General features: G+C 49.7%; 2 protein-coding genes. Both read left to right on the top strand.

What is annotated here, in order from left to right; translation table 11 throughout:
• On the top strand, positions 1 to 301 hold a 301-nt coding region (locus F0L74_RS34875), incomplete at its 5' end, for a hypothetical protein (RefSeq protein ID WP_213087199.1).
• A partial coding sequence (locus F0L74_RS34870) for a transposase (RefSeq protein ID WP_497707342.1) occupies positions 288 to 431 on the top strand: 144 nt, incomplete at its 3' end. The genes F0L74_RS34875 and F0L74_RS34870, both read left to right, overlap by 14 nt.

The following is a 431-nucleotide window of genomic DNA, read 5'->3' as shown; positions in this document are numbered from 1 at the left end:
GCGGTATGTGTGGAGAAAACCAGGCAATGCTCAACACCTGTCCAATACATTCCCAACAGTGAAGCGTGGTGGTGGCAGCATCATACTGTGGGGGTGTTTTTCAGCTGCAGGGACAGGACGACTGGTTGCAATCAAGGGAAAGATGAATGCGGCCAAGTACAGAGATATCCTGGACGAAAACCTTCTCCAGAGTGGGCAGGACCACAGACTGGGCCGAAGGTTTATCTTCCAACAAGACAATGACCCTAAGCACACAGCTAAAATAACGAAGGAGTTACAACAACTCCATGACTGTTCTTGAATGGCCCAGCCAGAGCCCTGACTTAAACCCAATTGAGCATCTCTGGAGAGACCTAAAAATGGCTGTCCACCAACCTTTACCATCCAACCTGACAGAACTGGAGAGGATTTGCAAGGAGGAATGGCAGAGG

The organism is Chitinophaga agrisoli (assembly GCF_008386695.1).
GTDB classification, from domain to species: Bacteria; Bacteroidota; Bacteroidia; order Chitinophagales; family Chitinophagaceae; genus Chitinophaga; species Chitinophaga agrisoli.
The sequence above is the reverse complement of the archived record's forward strand: the minus strand, read 5'-3'. Positions and strand labels throughout refer to the sequence as shown.